The 18,203-nt window shown below is 49.0% G+C and carries 20 protein-coding genes and 1 other annotated feature; of the genes, 1 reads left to right on the top strand and 19 read right to left on the bottom strand.

Annotated elements, in window-relative coordinates:
* Nucleotides 1-316: 316 nt before the first annotated feature.
* Nucleotides 317-793 (top strand): pyridoxamine 5'-phosphate oxidase family protein, encoded by a 477-nt coding sequence (locus tag KTH89_RS11905; protein ID WP_238721853.1) that lies wholly within the window; start codon nucleotides 317-319, stop codon nucleotides 791-793.
* A 186-nt stretch (nucleotides 794-979) separates the two neighbouring features.
* On the opposite strand, the gene KTH89_RS11900 is transcribed toward KTH89_RS11905, so the two are convergent.
* The 19 genes from KTH89_RS11900 to KTH89_RS11810 form a co-directional block, all read right to left on the bottom strand.
* A complete protein-coding gene (locus tag KTH89_RS11900; protein WP_238721852.1) occupies nucleotides 980-3,262 on the bottom strand; it encodes a leucine-rich repeat protein in 2,283 nt (760 codons plus the stop codon).
* Nucleotides 3,263-3,611: 349 nt separating this feature from the next.
* A complete protein-coding gene (gene rplL / locus KTH89_RS11895; protein WP_158347475.1) occupies nucleotides 3,612-3,989 on the bottom strand; it encodes a 50S ribosomal protein L7/L12 in 378 nt (125 codons plus the stop codon).
* A 151-nt stretch (nucleotides 3,990-4,140) separates the two neighbouring features.
* Nucleotides 4,141-4,731: a 50S ribosomal protein L10 gene (rplJ, locus tag KTH89_RS11890; protein WP_158347477.1), complete on the bottom strand. Its 591-nt coding sequence runs from the start codon at nucleotides 4,729-4,731 to the stop codon at nucleotides 4,141-4,143.
* 39 nt (nucleotides 4,732-4,770) lie between these two features.
* Nucleotides 4,771-4,911: a sequence feature (ribosomal protein L10 leader region), on the bottom strand.
* A gap of 34 nt (nucleotides 4,912-4,945) precedes the next feature.
* Nucleotides 4,946-5,638 (bottom strand): 50S ribosomal protein L1, encoded by a 693-nt coding sequence (rplA, locus tag KTH89_RS11885; RefSeq protein ID WP_158347479.1) that lies wholly within the window; start codon nucleotides 5,636-5,638, stop codon nucleotides 4,946-4,948.
* A gap of 91 nt (nucleotides 5,639-5,729) precedes the next feature.
* On the bottom strand, nucleotides 5,730-6,155 hold the full coding sequence (gene rplK / locus KTH89_RS11880) for a 50S ribosomal protein L11 (RefSeq protein WP_158347481.1): 426 nt from the start codon (nucleotides 6,153-6,155) through the stop codon (nucleotides 5,730-5,732).
* A 93-nt stretch (nucleotides 6,156-6,248) separates the two neighbouring features.
* Nucleotides 6,249-6,764, bottom strand: a complete 516-nt coding sequence (gene nusG / locus KTH89_RS11875; protein WP_238721851.1) for a transcription termination/antitermination protein NusG — start codon at nucleotides 6,762-6,764, stop codon at nucleotides 6,249-6,251.
* A gap of 16 nt (nucleotides 6,765-6,780) precedes the next feature.
* Nucleotides 6,781-7,041 (bottom strand): preprotein translocase subunit SecE, encoded by a 261-nt coding sequence (gene secE / locus KTH89_RS11870; RefSeq protein WP_158347485.1) that lies wholly within the window; start codon nucleotides 7,039-7,041, stop codon nucleotides 6,781-6,783.
* 32 nt (nucleotides 7,042-7,073) lie between these two features.
* Nucleotides 7,074-7,223 carry a 50S ribosomal protein L33 gene (rpmG, locus tag KTH89_RS11865; RefSeq protein ID WP_158347487.1) on the bottom strand — a complete coding sequence of 50 codons (150 nt, stop codon included), beginning with the start codon at nucleotides 7,221-7,223 and terminating at the stop codon, nucleotides 7,074-7,076.
* 177 nt (nucleotides 7,224-7,400) lie between these two features.
* Nucleotides 7,401-8,567 (bottom strand): GGDEF domain-containing protein, encoded by a 1,167-nt coding sequence (locus KTH89_RS11860; protein WP_238721850.1) that lies wholly within the window; start codon nucleotides 8,565-8,567, stop codon nucleotides 7,401-7,403.
* A 108-nt stretch (nucleotides 8,568-8,675) separates the two neighbouring features.
* On the bottom strand, nucleotides 8,676-9,353 hold the full coding sequence (locus tag KTH89_RS11855; RefSeq protein ID WP_158347491.1) for a D-lyxose/D-mannose family sugar isomerase: 678 nt from the start codon (nucleotides 9,351-9,353) through the stop codon (nucleotides 8,676-8,678).
* A 317-nt stretch (nucleotides 9,354-9,670) separates the two neighbouring features.
* Nucleotides 9,671-10,645 (bottom strand): CPBP family intramembrane glutamic endopeptidase, encoded by a 975-nt coding sequence (locus KTH89_RS11850; RefSeq protein ID WP_238721849.1) that lies wholly within the window; start codon nucleotides 10,643-10,645, stop codon nucleotides 9,671-9,673.
* A 350-nt stretch (nucleotides 10,646-10,995) separates the two neighbouring features.
* Complete coding sequence (gene lpdD, locus KTH89_RS11845) at nucleotides 10,996-11,373, bottom strand: prenylated flavin chaperone LpdD (protein ID WP_238721848.1); 378 nt, start codon at nucleotides 11,371-11,373, stop codon at nucleotides 10,996-10,998.
* A gap of 60 nt (nucleotides 11,374-11,433) precedes the next feature.
* Nucleotides 11,434-12,003, bottom strand: a complete 570-nt coding sequence (locus KTH89_RS11840; protein WP_158347517.1) for a UbiX family flavin prenyltransferase — start codon at nucleotides 12,001-12,003, stop codon at nucleotides 11,434-11,436.
* Between the two features lie 73 nt (nucleotides 12,004-12,076).
* Nucleotides 12,077-13,546, bottom strand: coding sequence for a UbiD family decarboxylase (locus tag KTH89_RS11835; protein WP_238721847.1), 1,470 nt, complete (start codon nucleotides 13,544-13,546; stop codon nucleotides 12,077-12,079).
* 136 nt (nucleotides 13,547-13,682) lie between these two features.
* Nucleotides 13,683-15,074, bottom strand: coding sequence for an SLC13 family permease (locus tag KTH89_RS11830; protein WP_238721846.1), 1,392 nt, complete (start codon nucleotides 15,072-15,074; stop codon nucleotides 13,683-13,685).
* A gap of 37 nt (nucleotides 15,075-15,111) precedes the next feature.
* Entirely contained in the window at nucleotides 15,112-15,984 is an 873-nt protein-coding gene (locus KTH89_RS11825; RefSeq protein WP_238721845.1) for a thiamine pyrophosphate-dependent enzyme, read from the bottom strand.
* On the bottom strand, nucleotides 15,971-17,182 hold the full coding sequence (gene porA, locus KTH89_RS11820) for a pyruvate ferredoxin oxidoreductase (protein ID WP_238721844.1): 1,212 nt from the start codon (nucleotides 17,180-17,182) through the stop codon (nucleotides 15,971-15,973). The genes KTH89_RS11825 and porA overlap by 14 nt, the downstream gene beginning before the upstream one ends.
* Nucleotides 17,182-17,382, bottom strand: coding sequence for a 4Fe-4S binding protein (locus KTH89_RS11815; RefSeq protein WP_317251469.1), 201 nt, complete (start codon nucleotides 17,380-17,382; stop codon nucleotides 17,182-17,184). Before KTH89_RS11815 ends, porA begins: the two co-directional genes overlap by 1 nt.
* Before the next feature lie 55 nt (nucleotides 17,383-17,437).
* Entirely contained in the window at nucleotides 17,438-17,989 is a 552-nt protein-coding gene (locus KTH89_RS11810; RefSeq protein ID WP_158347527.1) for a 2-oxoacid:acceptor oxidoreductase family protein, read from the bottom strand.
* Nucleotides 17,990-18,203 lie beyond the last annotated feature (214 nt).

Here is an 18,203-nt window from a genome sequence, read left to right as displayed (position 1 = left end):
CCTGTTTTTGCTCTTAATTCCCGTCGGCCGGCTCCGTCTTCCGCCTGATTTTATGGCGTTTTCATCTCTGGACGGAATATGGCCATAGTATTTCTTCTATTTAAAAGATGATAGACAAAAAACCGGATTCACATACCTGTAAACGGTAATTTCTATACCGGCGAAGTTTAAGGAAATGTTTCTATCTGCGCTATTCCCTATATTGTTTTGGAGTTCACAATCTATCGTGTTCTATGATAAAATAAGGAGAACTTTCCCATGACGCTGTACGATATCCCGGATATCTTCGGTGATGCTTCATGAAAGGAGACAAAACATGCAGCCCAGAATGCAAAAATTCCCTCTCAGTATGGATGAAATGAAAACCTTACTTTCAGAAGAGCTTGTAGGGCGTTTAACCACGCTCTGTGACGACGGCTATCCTTACACGGCTCCTGTGCACTTTCTCTACTACGAAAATGCCATCTATCTTCACGGCCGTTCCCAGGGGCAGAAGCTCGATCATATCAACCGGAATCCTAAAGTCTGCTTCGAGATCGACCGGCTGGACGCGCTTTTGACCAGCAGCATCCCCACGCCCTGCAAAGCAGATACTGCCTATCAAAGCGTCATTATAACCGGCGATGCGCAGATCGTTGATTCCTACAGCCTGAAACGCGAGATACTCTGCCGGCTGGCCGCAAAATATATCGAACATATGCCGGAGGCTCCCATACCGGATGCGGCCGTTAAAAACACCGGCATCATCCGGATTACCATCCGGACGATGACCGGCAAGTACCACTCCGCTTAATCATTCTGGGACATGTCCATTTCGGTTCGGGACATGTCCATTTCGGTTTGGGACATGTCCATTCCGGTTTGGGACATGTCCATTCCGGTTTGGGACATGTCCATTCCGGTTTGGGACATGTCCGTTTCAGTTTGGGACATGTCCATTCCGTGTCCTTTTCGGTTTGGGACATGTCCCCCTTGTTCATCAGACCAACTTTATTGTGTAACCATGCTCTCTGGCATAGGACTCTGCAAAGGAGCCTGAGTGGCAGCAGATAGTCAGATAAGATCTGCAACCCAGAAACGCATTATTTCCGATCTCCCTCACGCTGTCCGGGATCGTAATATTACTCAAGCCTGTGCAGTTTTTAAAAGTCTCCCAAGAGATACTCCGAACACCCTCGGGGATCTCGATTGTTCCCAGCGCTTTACAATTACTGAAGGCCGAATGCCCGATCTCCCTCACACTGTCGGGAAGTTTAATATCTCTCACCCCCCAGGTGCAGCCGGAGAATGCGGAGGCTCCGATCACGCGGATACCTTCAGGGAGGGAAATAGATTTCAGCATTCTGCACATCGCAAAGGCGGACTCTCCAATTATTTGAGTTCCCCTTTGAATGGCGACATTTTCCAGATATTCACAGGCATAAAAGGCCTGTGCGCCTAATTCTGTCACTCCTGCCGGAATGTTAATCTTACCAAGTCTGGCGCATCCGGCAAAAGCGCGGGCTCCAATGGTTTTAACGCTGTCCGGGATCGTAACGTCCCGCAGACTTTTACAGTCTTCAAAAGCCATATTTCCTATAGAAATCAGTCCGTCCGGCAGATCGACCGACCACAGATCGACACAGTGTTCAAAGGCGGACTTTCTAATATGGCGCAATCCTTTCGGCAGCTGTACCGAAGTCGGGCTGGGTGGGTTCTTCGCGAACAGATTCCCCAATGTCCCCTTCACCGTATTGGATAGAAAATAATTAAAGGCTTCCTCCCCAATCTCCGTAAACCCATCCGGTACAATGATGGCCATCTTGCCGGAAAACATCTGTTTTGCCAGGTCTTTAGTCAATATACCATTAGACGGACGGGCAGCAGCTATCGGCCTATGAAAGGACTGTGTCTGTTTTACTGTGGCGGCCGCTTTTACTGAGTGCTGTCCGATTTCCGTGTCCGGCCGTTTCTCAACCTGATTCTCATCCCAATTTTCATCCCGCTTCCCGACCGGTTTTCCAGGAGCTTCCACCGCCTCCCGCAGCAGTCCGTATACCATCCCCACGGCTACGGTATCCTGGGGCTTTCCGCTGATCCTGATCCGGGACGGTTCCGCCTGGATCTTTGGCAGAGAAACCTCACCCAAATTCACCGCTTTTCCCGTCAGAATCTCCGGTATAAAGTACCACTGGCTGTGCCCGCCTGTCAGCAGCACCAGGTCGATCCCCTCTCCGCCTGGAAAATCCGCATCCGCCTTCGACGCTTCCTGCAGGCATCCATTGATCAGCACCGCAAAGTTTTTTAAATACCCGCCCGCTGTCTTTTCCAGCTCTGTGCGGCTGATCGCCGGGGAGAAGTCCGGCAATAACGGGTAGGGGTTCTTCACCGCTTCAAAATATGGAACCTCCCTTCCCCTCTTTAGGCTCCGGGATACCGTCACCTCCTTCCAGGTCTTTACTGCTTCGATATACTTCTCTCTGAAATGATCCGCAAAATAGGCGGGGACGATATCGCCGTGTTTTTTCAAATAGTCCTCCACATATCCGCACAGGATCCCGTCGATCTCTTTCCCTCCGAAATAGATGGGCGTCTTGTCATCCGGCCAGGTCGTGATAATCTCTGTGCGCCCTTTCTCATACCGGCAGACCGCCAAGTCCGTCGTCCCCGCTCCCATATCCGCGAACAGCAGATAGGACGGCCCCTCCTCACGCAATAGCTTCTGTTCCCGCAGGTCCTTTTCCCCCTGCACCATCAAAGCCTTGACCGCCGCCTCCGGTTCCGTGATCCCCCGCACATTGCGGAAGCCGGCTTCTGTAGCCACCGAAATCATGAATTCCCGCTCAGCCGGCCCGTATTTCGCCGGGTAACTCACATAGACAATCTCCTCGTCCCCGCTGTCCCCTAACTGCAGAATCTGCTGGCGGTACTGCCGGTAGAGATATTCAAAGAACCGGCTCGTCAGCCAGCGTGCCCGGTTTCGGGTCTCCTTGTCACTGCTTTCCAGCTCTGTCTTAAAGTTTCTCCAGGTTCTCATTCCCGGCTGCTCACTGGCCGCGAAGCGGCCAAACTCATAATCCTCGTCAGGAAGCTTAAGTTCCGGTACAATCACCACATCCTCCGGGATCTGCACCAGGGTGGGAACGCTTTCGTACCCGTCAAAGATAACATTGGAAATCGCCAGCCTGTCTCCCAGCGGAAGTCCGCTCTGTTCATACCGTTTTACCCGCACCACAGACGTACTGGTGCCAAAATCAATTCCAACAACCCTCTTTGCGCCCATTTAGACATCACCTAACCTTATTTAATATTTGTCTGCATTAACCTTCTCATTACCTGCATTAACCTTCTTATTGCCTTAGTATTATACTGCCTTATAATACCGTTTTCCCGCTATCCCTTTATGTGGCCTGTTAAATTATTCTTATCTTAACAGCTAGAATGGCTATTATCTGCATGCGGCACTTTTTACCTCTCAAATGGCAAAATAACTCTCCCGGATAGCCCGGGTATATTTTTATTATAATCCGCAGCGTGTTAAAAGCAATGAATACTTCCGGCGCGTCATGGGCAAATTCCCCTCTACAGAAAAACCCCGGCAGTATCCCGCCGGGGTTCTAATACGCAAATAATTATTTAAGGGTAACTTTCGCGCCTTCCGCTTCCAGTTTCGCTTTGATTTCTTCAGACTCTTCTTTGGAAGCAGCCTCTTTTACTACCTTGGGAGCGTTGTCAACCAGGTCTTTTGCTTCTTTCAGGCCCAGACCGGTTACTTCACGAACAACTTTGATAACCTTAACTTTGTTCGGTCCGATTTCGGTTAACTCTACGTCGAACTCAGTTTTCTCCTCTGCTGCTGCGCCTGCGTCTCCGCCTGCTGCTGCAACCACAACACCTGCTGCTGCGGATACACCAAATTCTTCTTCACAAGCTTTTACTAATTCATTTAATTCCAGTACGGATAACTCTTTGATCGCTTCGATAAATTCAGCGGTAGTCATTTTTGCCATTTTTATTCCCTCCATTATTTTATGATATTAAGCTTATTTTTACTGATCCTGCCATGGCGGCAGTTCTTCTTACTCTTTCACTTCTGTGAATGCAAGTCCATTTCTCACCGGTATCTATACAATATACTGCATACGCCCGGTTTGTTCCCGATTATTCAGCTGCAGGAGCTTCAGCCGCGGGAGCTTCGGGAGCTTCGGCTGCTGCCTCTGCCGCAGGTTCTTCCGCTTTTACTTCCGCGTCAGCGGGAGCTGCTTCTGCGCCGCCTGCTTTCGCAATCTGATCAATAACACGGGCAAAGTTTGCGATAGGAGACTGGATACTTCCAAGGAATTTTGCCAGCAGTTCGTCTCTGGACGGAACCTTGGCAACCTCTTCGATGCCTGCTGCATCATAATAAGTACCTTCTACTACGCCTGCTTTTAATTCCAGCTTCGGAGCAGTCTTTGCAAATTTTGACAATACTCTTGCGGGAGCAGTCGCATCTGTGGTAGAGATCGCGATCGCGCTGGGTCCTTCCAGATTGGGGGCCAGGCTTTCGAAATCCGTTCCCTTGAACGCAAAGTTCATCATGGTGTTCTTATATACTTTATAAGTAACGCCTGCTTCTCTTAACTCTTTACGCAGTCTGGTGTCTTCTTCTACCGTCAAACCACGGTAGTCGACCAGTACAACCGACTGTGCGTCTTTGATCTGCCCTGCAATTTCTTCGATTACGGGTTGTTTTAACTCAACTTTTGCCATTGAACGTGTGCACCTCCTTATAGATTTTTACTGCCGTCTTCTCGAATAAGAAAAGGCCTCTCTGTCCTTAGACAAAAGAGGCCCAAATTCATTCTAATCATTAGAAATCATTCTCCTCGGCAGGTGGTTGCCCTTACGCCTTACGGCACCTGCTGTCTTCGGCAGTGATTGCTTTGCTAGTATAGCATTATTTATATAGGATGTCAACTGCGATTTAAGCTAACTTCGCGGTGTTCAGTTTGATTCCAGGTCCCATGGTGGAAGTCATGGTAACGCTCTTTAAGAACTGACCTTTTAATGCGCTCGGTTTCGCTTTTACAACTGCATCCATCAGCGTCTGGAAGTTGTCTGCTAACTGATCTTCTGAGAAAGAAGCTTTCCCAATCGGCACGTGGATAATGTTGGTCTTATCCAAACGGTATTCAATCTTACCTGCTTTGATATCCTGTACGGCTTTGGTAACGTCCATAGTAACCGTACCGGCTTTCGGGTTGGGCATTAAACCTTTCGGTCCAAGTACACGGCCCAGACGGCCTACGATACCCATCATGTCCGGAGTAGCGACAACTACGTCGAAATCGAACCAGCCTTCATTCTGAATCTTCGGGATCAGTTCGTCTCCGCCTACGAATTCTGCGCCTGCTGCGCGTGCTTCGTCTGCTTTTTCGTTCTTGGCAAATACCAGAACACGAACCTGTTTTCCGGTTCCATGAGGCAGTACAACCGCTCCACGGATCTGCTGGTCTGCGTGACGTCCGTCACAACCGGTCTTGATGTGAACTTCGATGGTCTCGTCAAATTTTGCAACTGCGGATTTCTTTACCAGAGAAATCGCATCTGCGGTATCATATTGTACACTGCGGTCTACTAATTTCGCAGCTTCCTGATATCTTTTTCCTCGTTTCATTCCAATAACCTCCTAGTGGTAGTATCGGGAGTTCGGGTCCATGCCCTTACCCTCCCACGTGATAAGTTTACTTCTCAATTGACGGGTATGCCTACTCTTCAACTGTGATTCCCATACTGCGGGCTGTTCCTGCGATCATGCTCATAGCTGCTTCTATGCTTGCTGCATTTAAGTCAGGCATCTTCATTTCCGCAATTTCCTGAAGCTTTGCTTTGGAGATGGTAGCTACTTTCGTCTTATTCGGTACAGCGGAACCGGATTTCAGATTGCAGGCTTTCTTAAGCAATACTGCTGCCGGGGGAGTCTTCGTGATGAAGCTGAAGCTTCTGTCGGCATATACGGTAATCACTACCGGAATGATCAAATCACCCTTATCCGCAGTTCTCGCATTGAATTCCTTTGTGAACTGTACAATATTAACACCGTGCTGTCCAAGAGCAGGACCAACCGGCGGAGCCGGGGTAGCTTTTCCGGCAGGAATCTGCAATTTAATATAACCTGTTACTTTTTTTGCCATGTCAGGCACCTCCTAAAATTGTGGTATTATCGGGAGCAGCGGCACATGCCCTTACCCTCCCACGATCTGGCCGAAACCAGACCCTGTCTGCTGTTACATCTTTTTCACATCTGTGAAACTGATCTCCACCGGGGTTTCCCGGCCAAAAAGTTCCACGTTGATGATCACGCTTTGTTTGCTGTGGTTCATGGACTGGATGACACCAACCGTATCCTTCCACACTCCGCCGATGACGATAATCGTATCGCCCTCCGTAAAGTCCACAAGCACATCCTCCGACTTGATCCCCAAAGGCCGCATCTCTACGTCAGTGAGCGGTACAGGCTTCGAGCCAGGGCCGACAAATCCGGTTACTCCTCTGGTATTACGGACTACATACCACGTATCATCGTTCATTATCATGTTGATGAGCACATAGCCCGGAAACATCTTCTTTTGTACCGACTTCTTAGCACCGTTTTTGACTTCAACTACATCCTGCATGGGAACCCGGACTTCCAGAATCTGGTCCTCCAGATGCCGGTTTTCAATGGTCTTTTCAATGTTGGCTTTTACCTTGTTCTCATACCCGGAATAGGTATGCACAACGTACCAGTTTGCTTCTGACATAAAATCACCCTTGTCCTTACTTTACTAGGAAATCCACACCGTACCGGATAATTAAATCCAGGCCCGCGATAACTAATCCCAGGACGACTGATACGGATACAACCGCAGCGGTCTGTTTCATAAGTGATTGTTTGTCCGGCCAAATGATTTTTTTGAATTCTGCTTTCAATCCTTTGAACCAGCTCTTCTTCGGAGCTTTGTCCTTCTTATCGGACTTTTCTGTTTTTACAGGCTTTTCCGCCGGAGCGGTGTTTTCTGTATTTGCAGTATCTCCCATGATCTCACTTCCTTTTTTCGTTTTACCCAGGATTATTTGGTTTCCTTGTGTAACGTATGCGCCTTACAGAATTTACAGTATTTCTTCGTTTCCATTCTGTCGGGATGGTTCTTCTTTTCTTTTGTCATGTGGTAATTACGTTGTTTACACTCCGTACATGCCAATGTGATCTTAACGCGCACAACTTCCACCTCCACTTAATTTCGTTTTTTAGGCATAAAAAAAAAGCCTCTACTTCCATTCGCTAGTATACTATAGCACATACGGAAGGAATTCGTCAAGGCTTTTTCTTACGGAACAATCCGAATAATCAATCATTAATCAATCCTAATGAATTTATCACAAATTGTAGTATGGCTCTATTCCTGATTTGATTTCATAGCCTTTTTGGTTTCGTACATAAGTTGGTCGGCGCGGCGGTAAACCTCGGTCAGTGTTTGGTCCCGGGAAGGGTCATATTGCGCGGAACCTGTAGCTATGGACAGCTGAATTTCATTTTTTTGGTTATCCTGGTCCAGATAGGTATGGATCTTGCTAAGGATCATACGGACCTGGGCCGGGAGCTGGTCAGCCGGACCGTTAAGGAGAATCACGAATTCGTCCCCGCCCGTCCGGTAGGCAGAATGGGATTTTCCCACCGCATACCTGATCGCTTCTGCGGCGCGGCGTATGTAATCGTCTCCGGCAGTGTGGCCATATGTGTCGTTAATCTCTTTGAGGCTGTTCAGGTCCATACAGATAAATGCCAGGCTCTGCCCGCGCATCCGTGTCGACAGATTGGAAATGTCTATCTCGAAGGAGTTCCTGTTTTTCAGCCCCGTAAGGTAGTCTGTGTTGGCAAAATCTTTATATAAAGGATTGGAAATCCTTTTAAATATCCTGACGGATACGGCAGCGGAGATCAGGCAGATCAAAAGGACGATGAACGGGGCTGTTATGCGCAGCGTTCTATATGTGTGGTACTGGCTGTAGGCGTCGAATTCGATGCCCAGAACGCCTACTACCTTATTATTGTCATGGACCGGGTAGTAGCACACGAAGATATCGCCCCAGCCGGTGTGCTTGATGTCGTCCGGATAGACGATCCGGTCCTGGAGGGCGGTTTCCATCTCCGCCCATATCTCATGCTCGATGGGGTCCCCCGGATTCCGAAAATCGGGACTGTCATAGCTTAAACCGTCCACAATGTAGATAAGGTCCCCGGAATTTGTCTTTTTCGCCGTGTACAGATACATGACGCCTGTGGCCGCTTTTACATTTTCCAGTTTTTCTTTCATGCTTTTATAACTGGGATTTTCACGGCCATTGTAGTCTTCTATTTCGTAAAATGTGCTTTTGTCCAGATCTTGTTCTACATATTGATAGATGGAATCCGAACGTTTCTCCAGAGAGCGGATCATGCCATCATAGGTGGCGCGGTATCCGATCATGAAGATCATCCCACTGGCGATCAGCACCAATATGGCAGTGTATATACAGACCTGGACGTCCACCCGGTTCCATTTGTCTTTTCTCTTATTTCCCATATCATCGGCCCTTTAGACACACAACCGCCCCGCACACTTACGCCGGTATGTGTGCAGGGCCATATAACGTTTGTTATCCTTGCGCGCTTTACGTTTCTGTTCTATCCTTTATTCCGCAGCCGGATACTCAAAGCAGAGCAGCCGGTACGGAGCCTCGTCCTCTTCGATCTCCGGGAATCTTCCCATATCCTCGTAAAACCGGTTGTCGGTGTTGTCGTCGTTACACATGGATACTTCACCGATCAGGACATCCCCGGTTCCGGGCATGATATCAAAGTCGTGATACTGGTGGGGCCAGATCGTAATACTCTCTCCGGGCTTTAATTCAACCCCGGTTCCCGCCGGTGCGGTGTAGGAACGTCCGTCCGCGTTGATGAGTACATCACTGGTATCCAGTTCGCCGTCTTTGTCATTGTACATATGGATAATCAGTGTGCCGCCGCCGCGGTTGATGATATCCTCGGATTTGATCCAGTGGAAATGCATGGGGGAGTGCTGTCCCTCTTTTAACATAAGAAGCTTTTCCGCGTAGACCTTTTTATATTTGGGATTGTTCTGATTTCCGTTTCGGATGGTCACCAGGGCGAATCCTACCTTTTCCCAATCGCCCAGGCCGTAGTCCGTAATATCCCAGCCCAGCATATTATCGCGGATCTCGTCGTATTCGTGTCCTTTGGTCTTCCACTCTTCCGGCGTCCAATTACAGAAGGGCGGCAGATGGAACCCGTTGTCCTTGGCTAATTTTTCCATGTAGCGGATGATTTCGTTTATCTCTGAGCGTTTCATTTTCTTATTCCCCTTTTCTGGAATTTTATGTACCTGTTATAATACTTTTACTAATTAAAATAAATAGAACTGTTATTTTTTATCATATCATAGTCTACCTTTTTCTGCCATACTTATCTTCTCTAGGTTTCCCTTATCCTCGTCCGCCTTTTGAAGGTTAGACGGAACATAATTACACATGCTGATACTTCGATAGGAATAGGCAGCCTGCATTCTTTTAATGGAAGCAGGCTGCCTGTTTTTTTGAGCGGTTAAAGGAGGTATTTAGATGAGTTTGGATGGGGTTTGTGGAGTTTATGGGCTTTTCGTTGAGTATGTTATGAGTTTGGTCCCTTTCGATTTTCTTTTGGTTTCTGGTTGTTGTTAATGAAATCGTATTCGGAATTTCTGTAGTAATATTTGATGAAGATTATGCCCAGTATGCTTACTATGGTTGTCAGGATTCCGCCTTCTATACCGAATCCTCCTCCGTTCAGGAGGTTGTTCTGGGTGAATTCGGTGGTGATGAATCCGGGAACGTTGAGGCCGCTGACCGGCATGCCGTAGATGATGCCCTGAAAGGTGTTCCAGGTGAAATGATATCCGATACACATCCATATGTTGCCGGATTTGATGTACATGTAGGAGAAAAGGATTCCGAAAATTATGATATTTGTTACGGAGAGCAGGGTTACATTCGGGTTCGATAGATGAATCAGGCCAAAGATGACGGATGGCACCAGCAGGATGATATAGATGTTCCGGGTTCGCCTCAGGGTGCTCATGATAAAGCCCCGGGTTAGGATCTCTTCTCCAAATGCTACCAGGATAAAGATCAGGATCCATATGATTGCCGGTCCTGTGATACGGGGTACCCATGAAACTACATGGCCTCCGCCGACCGTTATCGTGATAAGAAATACGATTGTACAGGAGATTATGCCCAGCAACATCCCTGCCCGGCAGTCTTTTTTGGGAGTCCCCGCGGTAGTCAGGCCTAATTCACGGGTCGGACGTTTCATGATATTTCTCCACATGATGATGGGGACCAGTATCAGCACAGCTTCGGTTATGATTTGTAATAGGATCGGCAATGCTGTGCTGTCGATCCAGCCCGCGAACTGTGATAGCTCTCCCGTGGCCGCGTTGATGTCTCCTGTGGAGGTCAGGATTTTTCTTAGGGTTTCGATCAATAGGTAGCTTAGGGCATACATGATGAGGTTGTATGCAGCCATTACAGCCAGAATAAGCCACCCGGATCGTACCTGCCCATACTTGTTCTTTATCAGCTTGTTGTTCCATACTTTTTTCATGTAATGCCTTCTCTCTTCATATTTGCCATTAATACTGGTGGTTTTTGCGGCACTTGCTTATATTGCTAACACGCAGATTAAATAGCAGCGCCCGAAAAAATCTAACTGACATTTTTTTATGCATCGCACGTAATTGCCTAAAATGCGGGCACTGAGTGTTCATAGCTATATAAAAATAGCTATCCTCTACCTGCATAGAGGATAGCGCATAACTATAAATTATGTAGTTATCCGAAGCGCAATCATCAGACCGGAATATGTCTTTTGATTATTTCTAAGTAAATTATACACAGGGTACTTGATTTTATCAAGTACCCTGTTGATTTTTGCAGCCATTCGCACTGGCTTAGTCAATGGATTGCCCCATAGGCTTCTTCTGCCATAACCGGTATCTGGGCGGCTATCCTGTTCACCGCCGCAAGGCGCTCCTGGGTAAAATGGTCATAATGTATGCCGACTATCACAACACATTTTCTGTTTAATTCCGCCGCTACTTCCCGGGCCACGGAAGACGCGACGATGTCATCCTTGTGCCCGGAATATGTGTAGACGGAAACGGTGGCGGATGTCTGTCCGCTTCCGGTCAGGCTGGGCCTGGGCTCCGCCATGGCTATGCTGCCTATGTGCCCCCGGTCGCCTCCATAGAACCGGATGCAGAGATCTTCTCCCATCCACTGTATCTCTATTTTCAGCTGTTCTTCTTCATATCGAAATTCTGCTTGCGGCATGCGTCTTCTCCTATGCTTGTGTTTTATGCTTGTGTTGTGTGCTTATGTTGTATTGTATGTTTATCCCTGGACAGGGCCTTGCCAGCCATGAAATTTTTCATAGGTCATTCCGAACTGCATCAGCACTTTTCCTGTGATGTGATCTAACTGCGCCCTCATCGAGGTATCTTTCATGTAAAAACTCAGCATAGGCGGGATGATACTGCATCCGTATTCCGCGCAGGCCAGCATATTTTTCAGATGGGCTCTTCCAAGGGGCATCTCTCTTGGCAGGAGGACTACTTTTCTCCCTTCCTTCAGGCAGACGTCCGCGGCGCGGATGATCAGATTCTCATCGTAGGCATTGGCAATGCCGGATAAAGTCTTCATACTGCACGGTGCCACAATCATGCCATCGGTTACAAAACTGCCGCTCGCGATCGCGGCTCCCAGTTCCTTTTCCTCATATATGTAATCCGCGGTACGCAGAAACTCTTCTTCCGTCAGATTGCTTTCTTCCCGCATGGTGCAGCGGGCGCCTTCCGATATAATCAGATGGACTTGCGCGTTCTGCCTCTTTAGGGCCCGCAGTATATGCAGTCCCAGTTCTATTCCGCTGGCTCCTGTAATGCCCACGATAATCTCTTTCATGTTATCTGTCCCCCGGTTTTTTTATTTCTCTTTTTATTTTGTCCGTTTCCGGTGTTGCCTTTCTCTTTATTACCTATTCCGGTATCCAGTCCGCCGGGTCCAGTTCCATAAAGCGGGAACGGATAAATCTCTCCTTTTGGTCAAACGGCACGGTACAGTCGAAAATGACTTTACAGGCGATGCCCTGATCCCTGCAAGAGGGCGTACAAAGCGGAGAATTAGACGGGTCCAGGGGGTGGCATCGCACTCCCGGAATGGTAATGATATCTACGTCTCCCTGGAACCTGGTATTCATAGCCCAGAGCACATCATTCATATCAAAACAGTCCACATCCTCATCAACCAGAAAAATGTGCTTCAGTTCGCTGAAGGCGGAGAACGCCAGCAGCGCTGCCTGACGCTGTCTTCCCTCGTCTGACGCCACTGTTTTTTTAATTTGCAGGACTGCCATGTATTTGCCTCCGCCCGCGGACGCGCAGTAGACATTCTTAAGTTTTCCCGGCATTGCCTTATCAATCATTCCAATGATGCTTGCCTCCGTCGGAATGCCGGCCATGGAGACATGTTCTTCGCTTGGCCCGATACAGGTCTGCATAATCGGATTCCGGCGGTGCGTAACCGCTTTGACCTTAATGATCCAGCACTGGTCGCTGGCGGCTCCCGTATACCCCGGAAATTCCGGCATGGCGTATCCGGTGTTCCGGTTCTGGTCCTCCCGCACGCGGATTCCCGGAAGCACCTCTCCTTCTATGACATACTCCGCATTGGCGATGGCGCGCTCCTTCACGGTCAGGCAGTTGGTAAGCTTAACCGCCTCTCCTCGCAACGCGCCCGCGATGGATAACTCGTCAAATCCTAACGGTGTGGTAGGCGGCTCGAAGCAGGACGCGATCTCAATGGCCGGATCGACGCCTATGCTGACGGATATCGGCAGTCTCTGTCCCAATGCTTCCGCTCTCTCGGCCATGGCGCCGATATGTCTGGCTCCCGGGGTGAAGAAAATGCTTAATTCGTCTTTCCCCTGGATGCATAAGCGGTGAATCGTAACGTCGGATCTGCCCGTGTCCGGATGGGTCGCGTAACACATGCCCAGCGTGATGTAAGGCCCCGCGTCATCCGGTGTATTGGTCGGCGCGGGAATTAATTTGTATAAATCAAAATCCTCTTCCGACGCATAATGTATCACTTCCTGGCAGGCCGGCTTCTCCTCTGTCAAAACCGGTTCAATCGGATGGTCCGCGCTGTCCCGGAGTAAATGTCCCAAATCCTCCGGTCTGCTGTCCAGCAGGGCCGCCACCCGTTCCCGGCTGGCCAGAACGCCTATCGCCACCCGCGCGTCCGGGTGGCCTTTTACATTGTTAAATATCACCGCCGGGCCTTTTTTCGTCGGACGCATAACTGTTCCGCCCGCGCCTACATAGCGGTAGACACCGGACAGCTCCGCTTCCGGGTCCACCTGTACGCCGGTCTCCATCAGTTCGTTTTCCATGCGCCGTAATTTGTCCAGCGCTGAGCGCAGATCCCTTATCTTTATTTCTGACATAGTTTCCTCCATTTTATCGTTCAGCCGGAACCTCTTTTCTAATGTCGTGGCGGCTGTTCCTAATCAAGTGTCTGTAATCTGAAAAAGTAAGGAGACTGGGGTTCCCCTCAATCTCCTCAAATGCCGTTAGTACGGCCTAAATAATTCCGATCGCTCTGCCAAGCAATATGCCGACGGCACATACAGGTATCCAGATCAGGGAAATAATAAGTCCTGGTTTCGCCATCTCCGACAGTTTCCAATATCCGTATCCGTAAGTGGTCAGCGGAATCGGATCCAGCGGGATGATAAATACCGCCGATGCCGTAAATCCCAAAGGAAGAACTAAGTATAAGGGGTTCACGCCGATAGAACCGGCCAGTACCACTACAATCGGAACACATACGGCCAGTACCGCGTTGGCTACCGGAACCAGCAGATGGCTGAAGATGCCAAATGCGGTCACCACCATCAGCAATACCGCCAGAGAGGCTCCGCTGACCGCTCCCAAAATGCTGTTGGAGATCCATTCCGCGGTACCCTGGGTACTCAGAACCATGGCCAGCGCGTTTGCCGATCCCATCAGCAGGACAGATTCCCAGCTGACCGCGTCTCTGGCTGTTTCCCAGTTAATCAGGTTAATTCCGGGAAGGAAGAAAATACACACGGCGAGAAGGGATACAAAGGCCGTCTCAATACCGGTCATGGACTGCGTAAACCAGAGAACCATAACGCATATGAAGATTATCAGGAAAATCTTTTCGTTCCTGGACATAGGGCCAAGCTCGGCTCTTTTCTTCTTAATATCATCCAGACCCTTCACCGTTTCGATCTCCGGCTTGTAGATCAGGCAGATAACGAACCATGCCACAAACAGCAGCACAAGCGCGATCGGCGCTCCGATCAGAGTCCACTGGGCGAAGGTAATATTTACGCCCGCCACATTGTTTAACAGGTTAATGGTCAGGATATTCAGCCCGCTTCCCGCCGGCGTTGCGATACCGCCAAGAGCAGCTGCGATCGGAATACCCATCATAACCGCCTTGCCGTATTTACTCTTTCCGGGCTCGCAGCCGCTTTCTTTTAACAGCGGCAGGGCAATTCCGGCAAGAATGATGGCGGTGGGGATATCAACCAATACGGAAGAAATAAGGCCGCCGCAGAGCATCAGGCTTAAGAGAACCATTTTGCTTTTAGGTCCAAGCAATGGGGTGATATACAGAGATATCCGGTACCCAAGGCCCGTATCAATAAATACTTTCGCAATAATCAATGCGCCCATGACAAAGAACATGGTGGTGATTCCAAAGTTCACAAGTACGTTTGAGGTACTGTCGATATGTAAAAATGCCGGTAGCATCAATAGGAAACACGCGGATATACCGATTGGGATAAACTCCGTAACCCAGGTATACACGCAGCAGATCATAAGAAGCAATGCCTTCCAGCCGGTATCTGTCAGTCCGTTTGGCGGCGTTATGTGAGAACAGATCACATAAAAAACGACCACAATAATCAGTTGAAGATATATTTTTTTTGCTTTACTCATATGAGCCTCCTCCTATACTTAAAACCCTCCGAATCGTTTAAAGTGCCGCCAGCTTTTCCAGGTACTCGTATCTCTCGATGAGATGCCTGCCGACTTCATCCTTCTCCTCTGGCGTTACCCCTTTGAACCTCTTCTGCATGGAGAAGTACTTTTCAACATCACCTAATTGAGAAGGCTTTTTACCCAGCTTTACTTTACCGTCCTCATATTCCATAAGGACCCAGGCCCCGTTTTGTATGGCTTCCCGGGCGACCTCCACGGTTTTGGACATTTTATATCCCCAGCCGGTAGGACAAGGGCTCATAATATGCAGAACCCGGCACCCTTTGATCTCTTTTGCTTTCTTTACCTTTTTCCGAAGATCCGGCAGGTTGGCGATGGAGGCGGAAGCCGCGTACGGTACATGATGAGCCATCACGATCTGCATCAGATCCTTGCTGTTGACAGGCTTTCCGGCCGGAGTCGTTGTGGTGCTTGCCGCAAGAGGCGTCGAACTGCTCCCCTGAATGCCGGTGTTCATATACGCTTCATTATCATAACAGATATACAGAATGTTATCATTACGTTCCATGGCTCCGCTCAGGGACTGAAGCCCGATATCTACGGTTGCGCCGTCGCCGGCGATGGCCACGACCTGTGTATGGTCATTTCCCTGATATTTGAATCCGGCGGCGATTCCGGCGGCGATCGCCGCGGAATTCTCCAGATTTCCCTGAATACCGGGTACCGTAACGGAGGCCTCGGGACCGCAGCCGGAAAACTGTGCGGAACATCCCGGAGGGATCACCAGTACCGTATCTTCACCCATAATCTCCAGGACATTTCTGAATATGACATCAATCATACAGCCCTGACAGGTATTGATGCCCTGTGAAACCGAGCCCTTTGGCTGCGTATTATACGTTAGCATTTGTCTCCACCTCCCTTATATTCATGGCATTCTCTTCTACGTCAAACCAGGTAGAAACCGTATCGGCTTTCCCATCTTTGATCTTTAGAAGCTCATTAAAAATCTTCCTAAAGGAACCGTCTGATATATCACGTCCGGCAATCCCGCCGATATAACCGTAAATCTTCGAACTCTCACCGTACATCGCCGCTTTTACTTCCGAACAAACCGGGCCCTGGGCGCCGCCCAGACCGCAGGATCGGTCGATTACGCCGATTACCGGAATATTCTTCAGGGCTTCATGGATCTTCCGGTCCGGGAACGGACGGAACATGCAGATTCTCAGAAGACCGGCCTTTATCCCTTTTTCTCTCAGCTGCTCCACTACATATTTTCCGGTGCCGGACATGGAACCGATCGTCACCACAGCCACCTCAGCGTCCTCCAGGCGGTAGGCTTCCACCTGCTGAAGTTTTCTGCCAAACCGTTTCTCATATTCCTCAAATATCTCATCCGATACCTGAGCCGCACTCTGAAAGCCCATCATCTGCTGATATTTCATCTCCGTATGCTCGACGGTTGGACACAAATCATTGATAAACATCACATCCTTCGTATCCAGGTACATATTTTTCTTCACATACGGTTTCACAAAGTCCCATGCCTCTTCATCAGACGGGGTATCCACTCTCTGCATGGAATGGGACAGATAAAATCCATCGAAACAGACCATCGAGGGGATCATCACATCTTCATGTTCGCTGATCCGGTACGCGCAAAGCTGCAGATCCAGAATTTCCTGTACCGTGGATGCGTAGAATTGAAGCCAGCCCGTATCCCTCTCCGCCATCGTGTCGGAGTGATCGCACCACAAAGACCAGGGAGCCACCAGCGAACGGTTCACCACCGGCATCACGATGGGTACACGGCATCCGGCCGCTACGCCGCATACTTCATGCATCAGCGCCAGACCTACGGAAGCGGTGGCTGTCGCCACCCGGACACCGGTCAGCTGCGCTCCGATAGAAATAGACATGGCGGAATGCTCGGATTCCACACGGATATATTCTGCTTTAATCGCCCCTTCCGCCACCGCGTCCGCCAGATGCTCCGCAATGGAACTCTGGGGGGTGATCGGATAAGCCGCTATCACTCCCGGACGGGCCAGACGGATCGCTTCCACCGCGGCGCCATTGCCGTCAAACATTTTAATTCCCATTATTCACCACTCCCTTCCGGTATCATGGACAATGCCTGCCGCGGGCACTCATTTGCGCAGATACCGCAGCCCTTACAGTAATGCCAGTCGAATTCCAGAGGACACCCCTCTTTGTTAACCGTGATACATGCGGTAGGACAGTACTTCGAGCAGATACCGCAGCGGATGCAGGCTTCTTCGTCTACCTGCGGCCGTTCCATTCGCCAGCTTCCGGTATTCGCCGCTACCAAAATGTGGGAGCAGGGTCCCAGTACTCTACGCTTCGCGGGTGTGTTCGTAGGCATATTTTGCTGCTTTTCCATTCTTTTCACCAACCTTTCCAAAACTTTCCGTTACGGCGCTGATGACCGCCTCGATCTCAACCACGCCGCTATGAGCCAGGGCTCCCAGCATTGCACTGTTCGGTATGTTTAATCCGATATTTTTCATGGCCGCTTCCGTCGCATTACATGCGTATACTTTTTTAAATCCATATGTATCTTTGTAGCGCTGAATCATTTCCTCATTGCCTGAATTGATGACCAATACCGTATCTTCCGTACAGCCTTCGCCCACATTCACACCCATATCGATCAGGTTTTCATCAAATACAACTACGATATCCGGTTCGTACACATAGCAATTCAGCAAAACGGGTTTATCATCCACAATAATGTGCGCAAACACCGGAGCTCCCCTTCGTTCATGACCATAGGCAGGAACCGTAATTGCGTACTCATTCTGATGCAGTGATACAGCTATGGATAAAATCTTGGCAGCTGTAACCGCGCCTTGCCCCCCTATTCCGTAAAATTTCACCTTGTGCATTTTTATTGCCTCCTTTATTTCTTTATACGAATTTTAACTTCGTTATTTGAACTTATGGTTATTATAATATAATAGGTAAAATATGTCATTAGATAATTTTTACAAGATTCAGGCGTTTCATTTGTTGATTTTTTAATTCGTATAGAGAATTATATCGTTTTTAAGTCAAATATAACAGTTGCGCCTGGGATACTCTATGCTCTTTTTCACAAAA

The organism is Diplocloster agilis, from assembly GCF_019042275.1.
Taxonomy (GTDB): Bacteria; Bacillota; Clostridia; order Lachnospirales; family Lachnospiraceae; genus Diplocloster; species Diplocloster agilis.
This window is presented reverse-complemented; position numbering and strand designations above follow the sequence as displayed.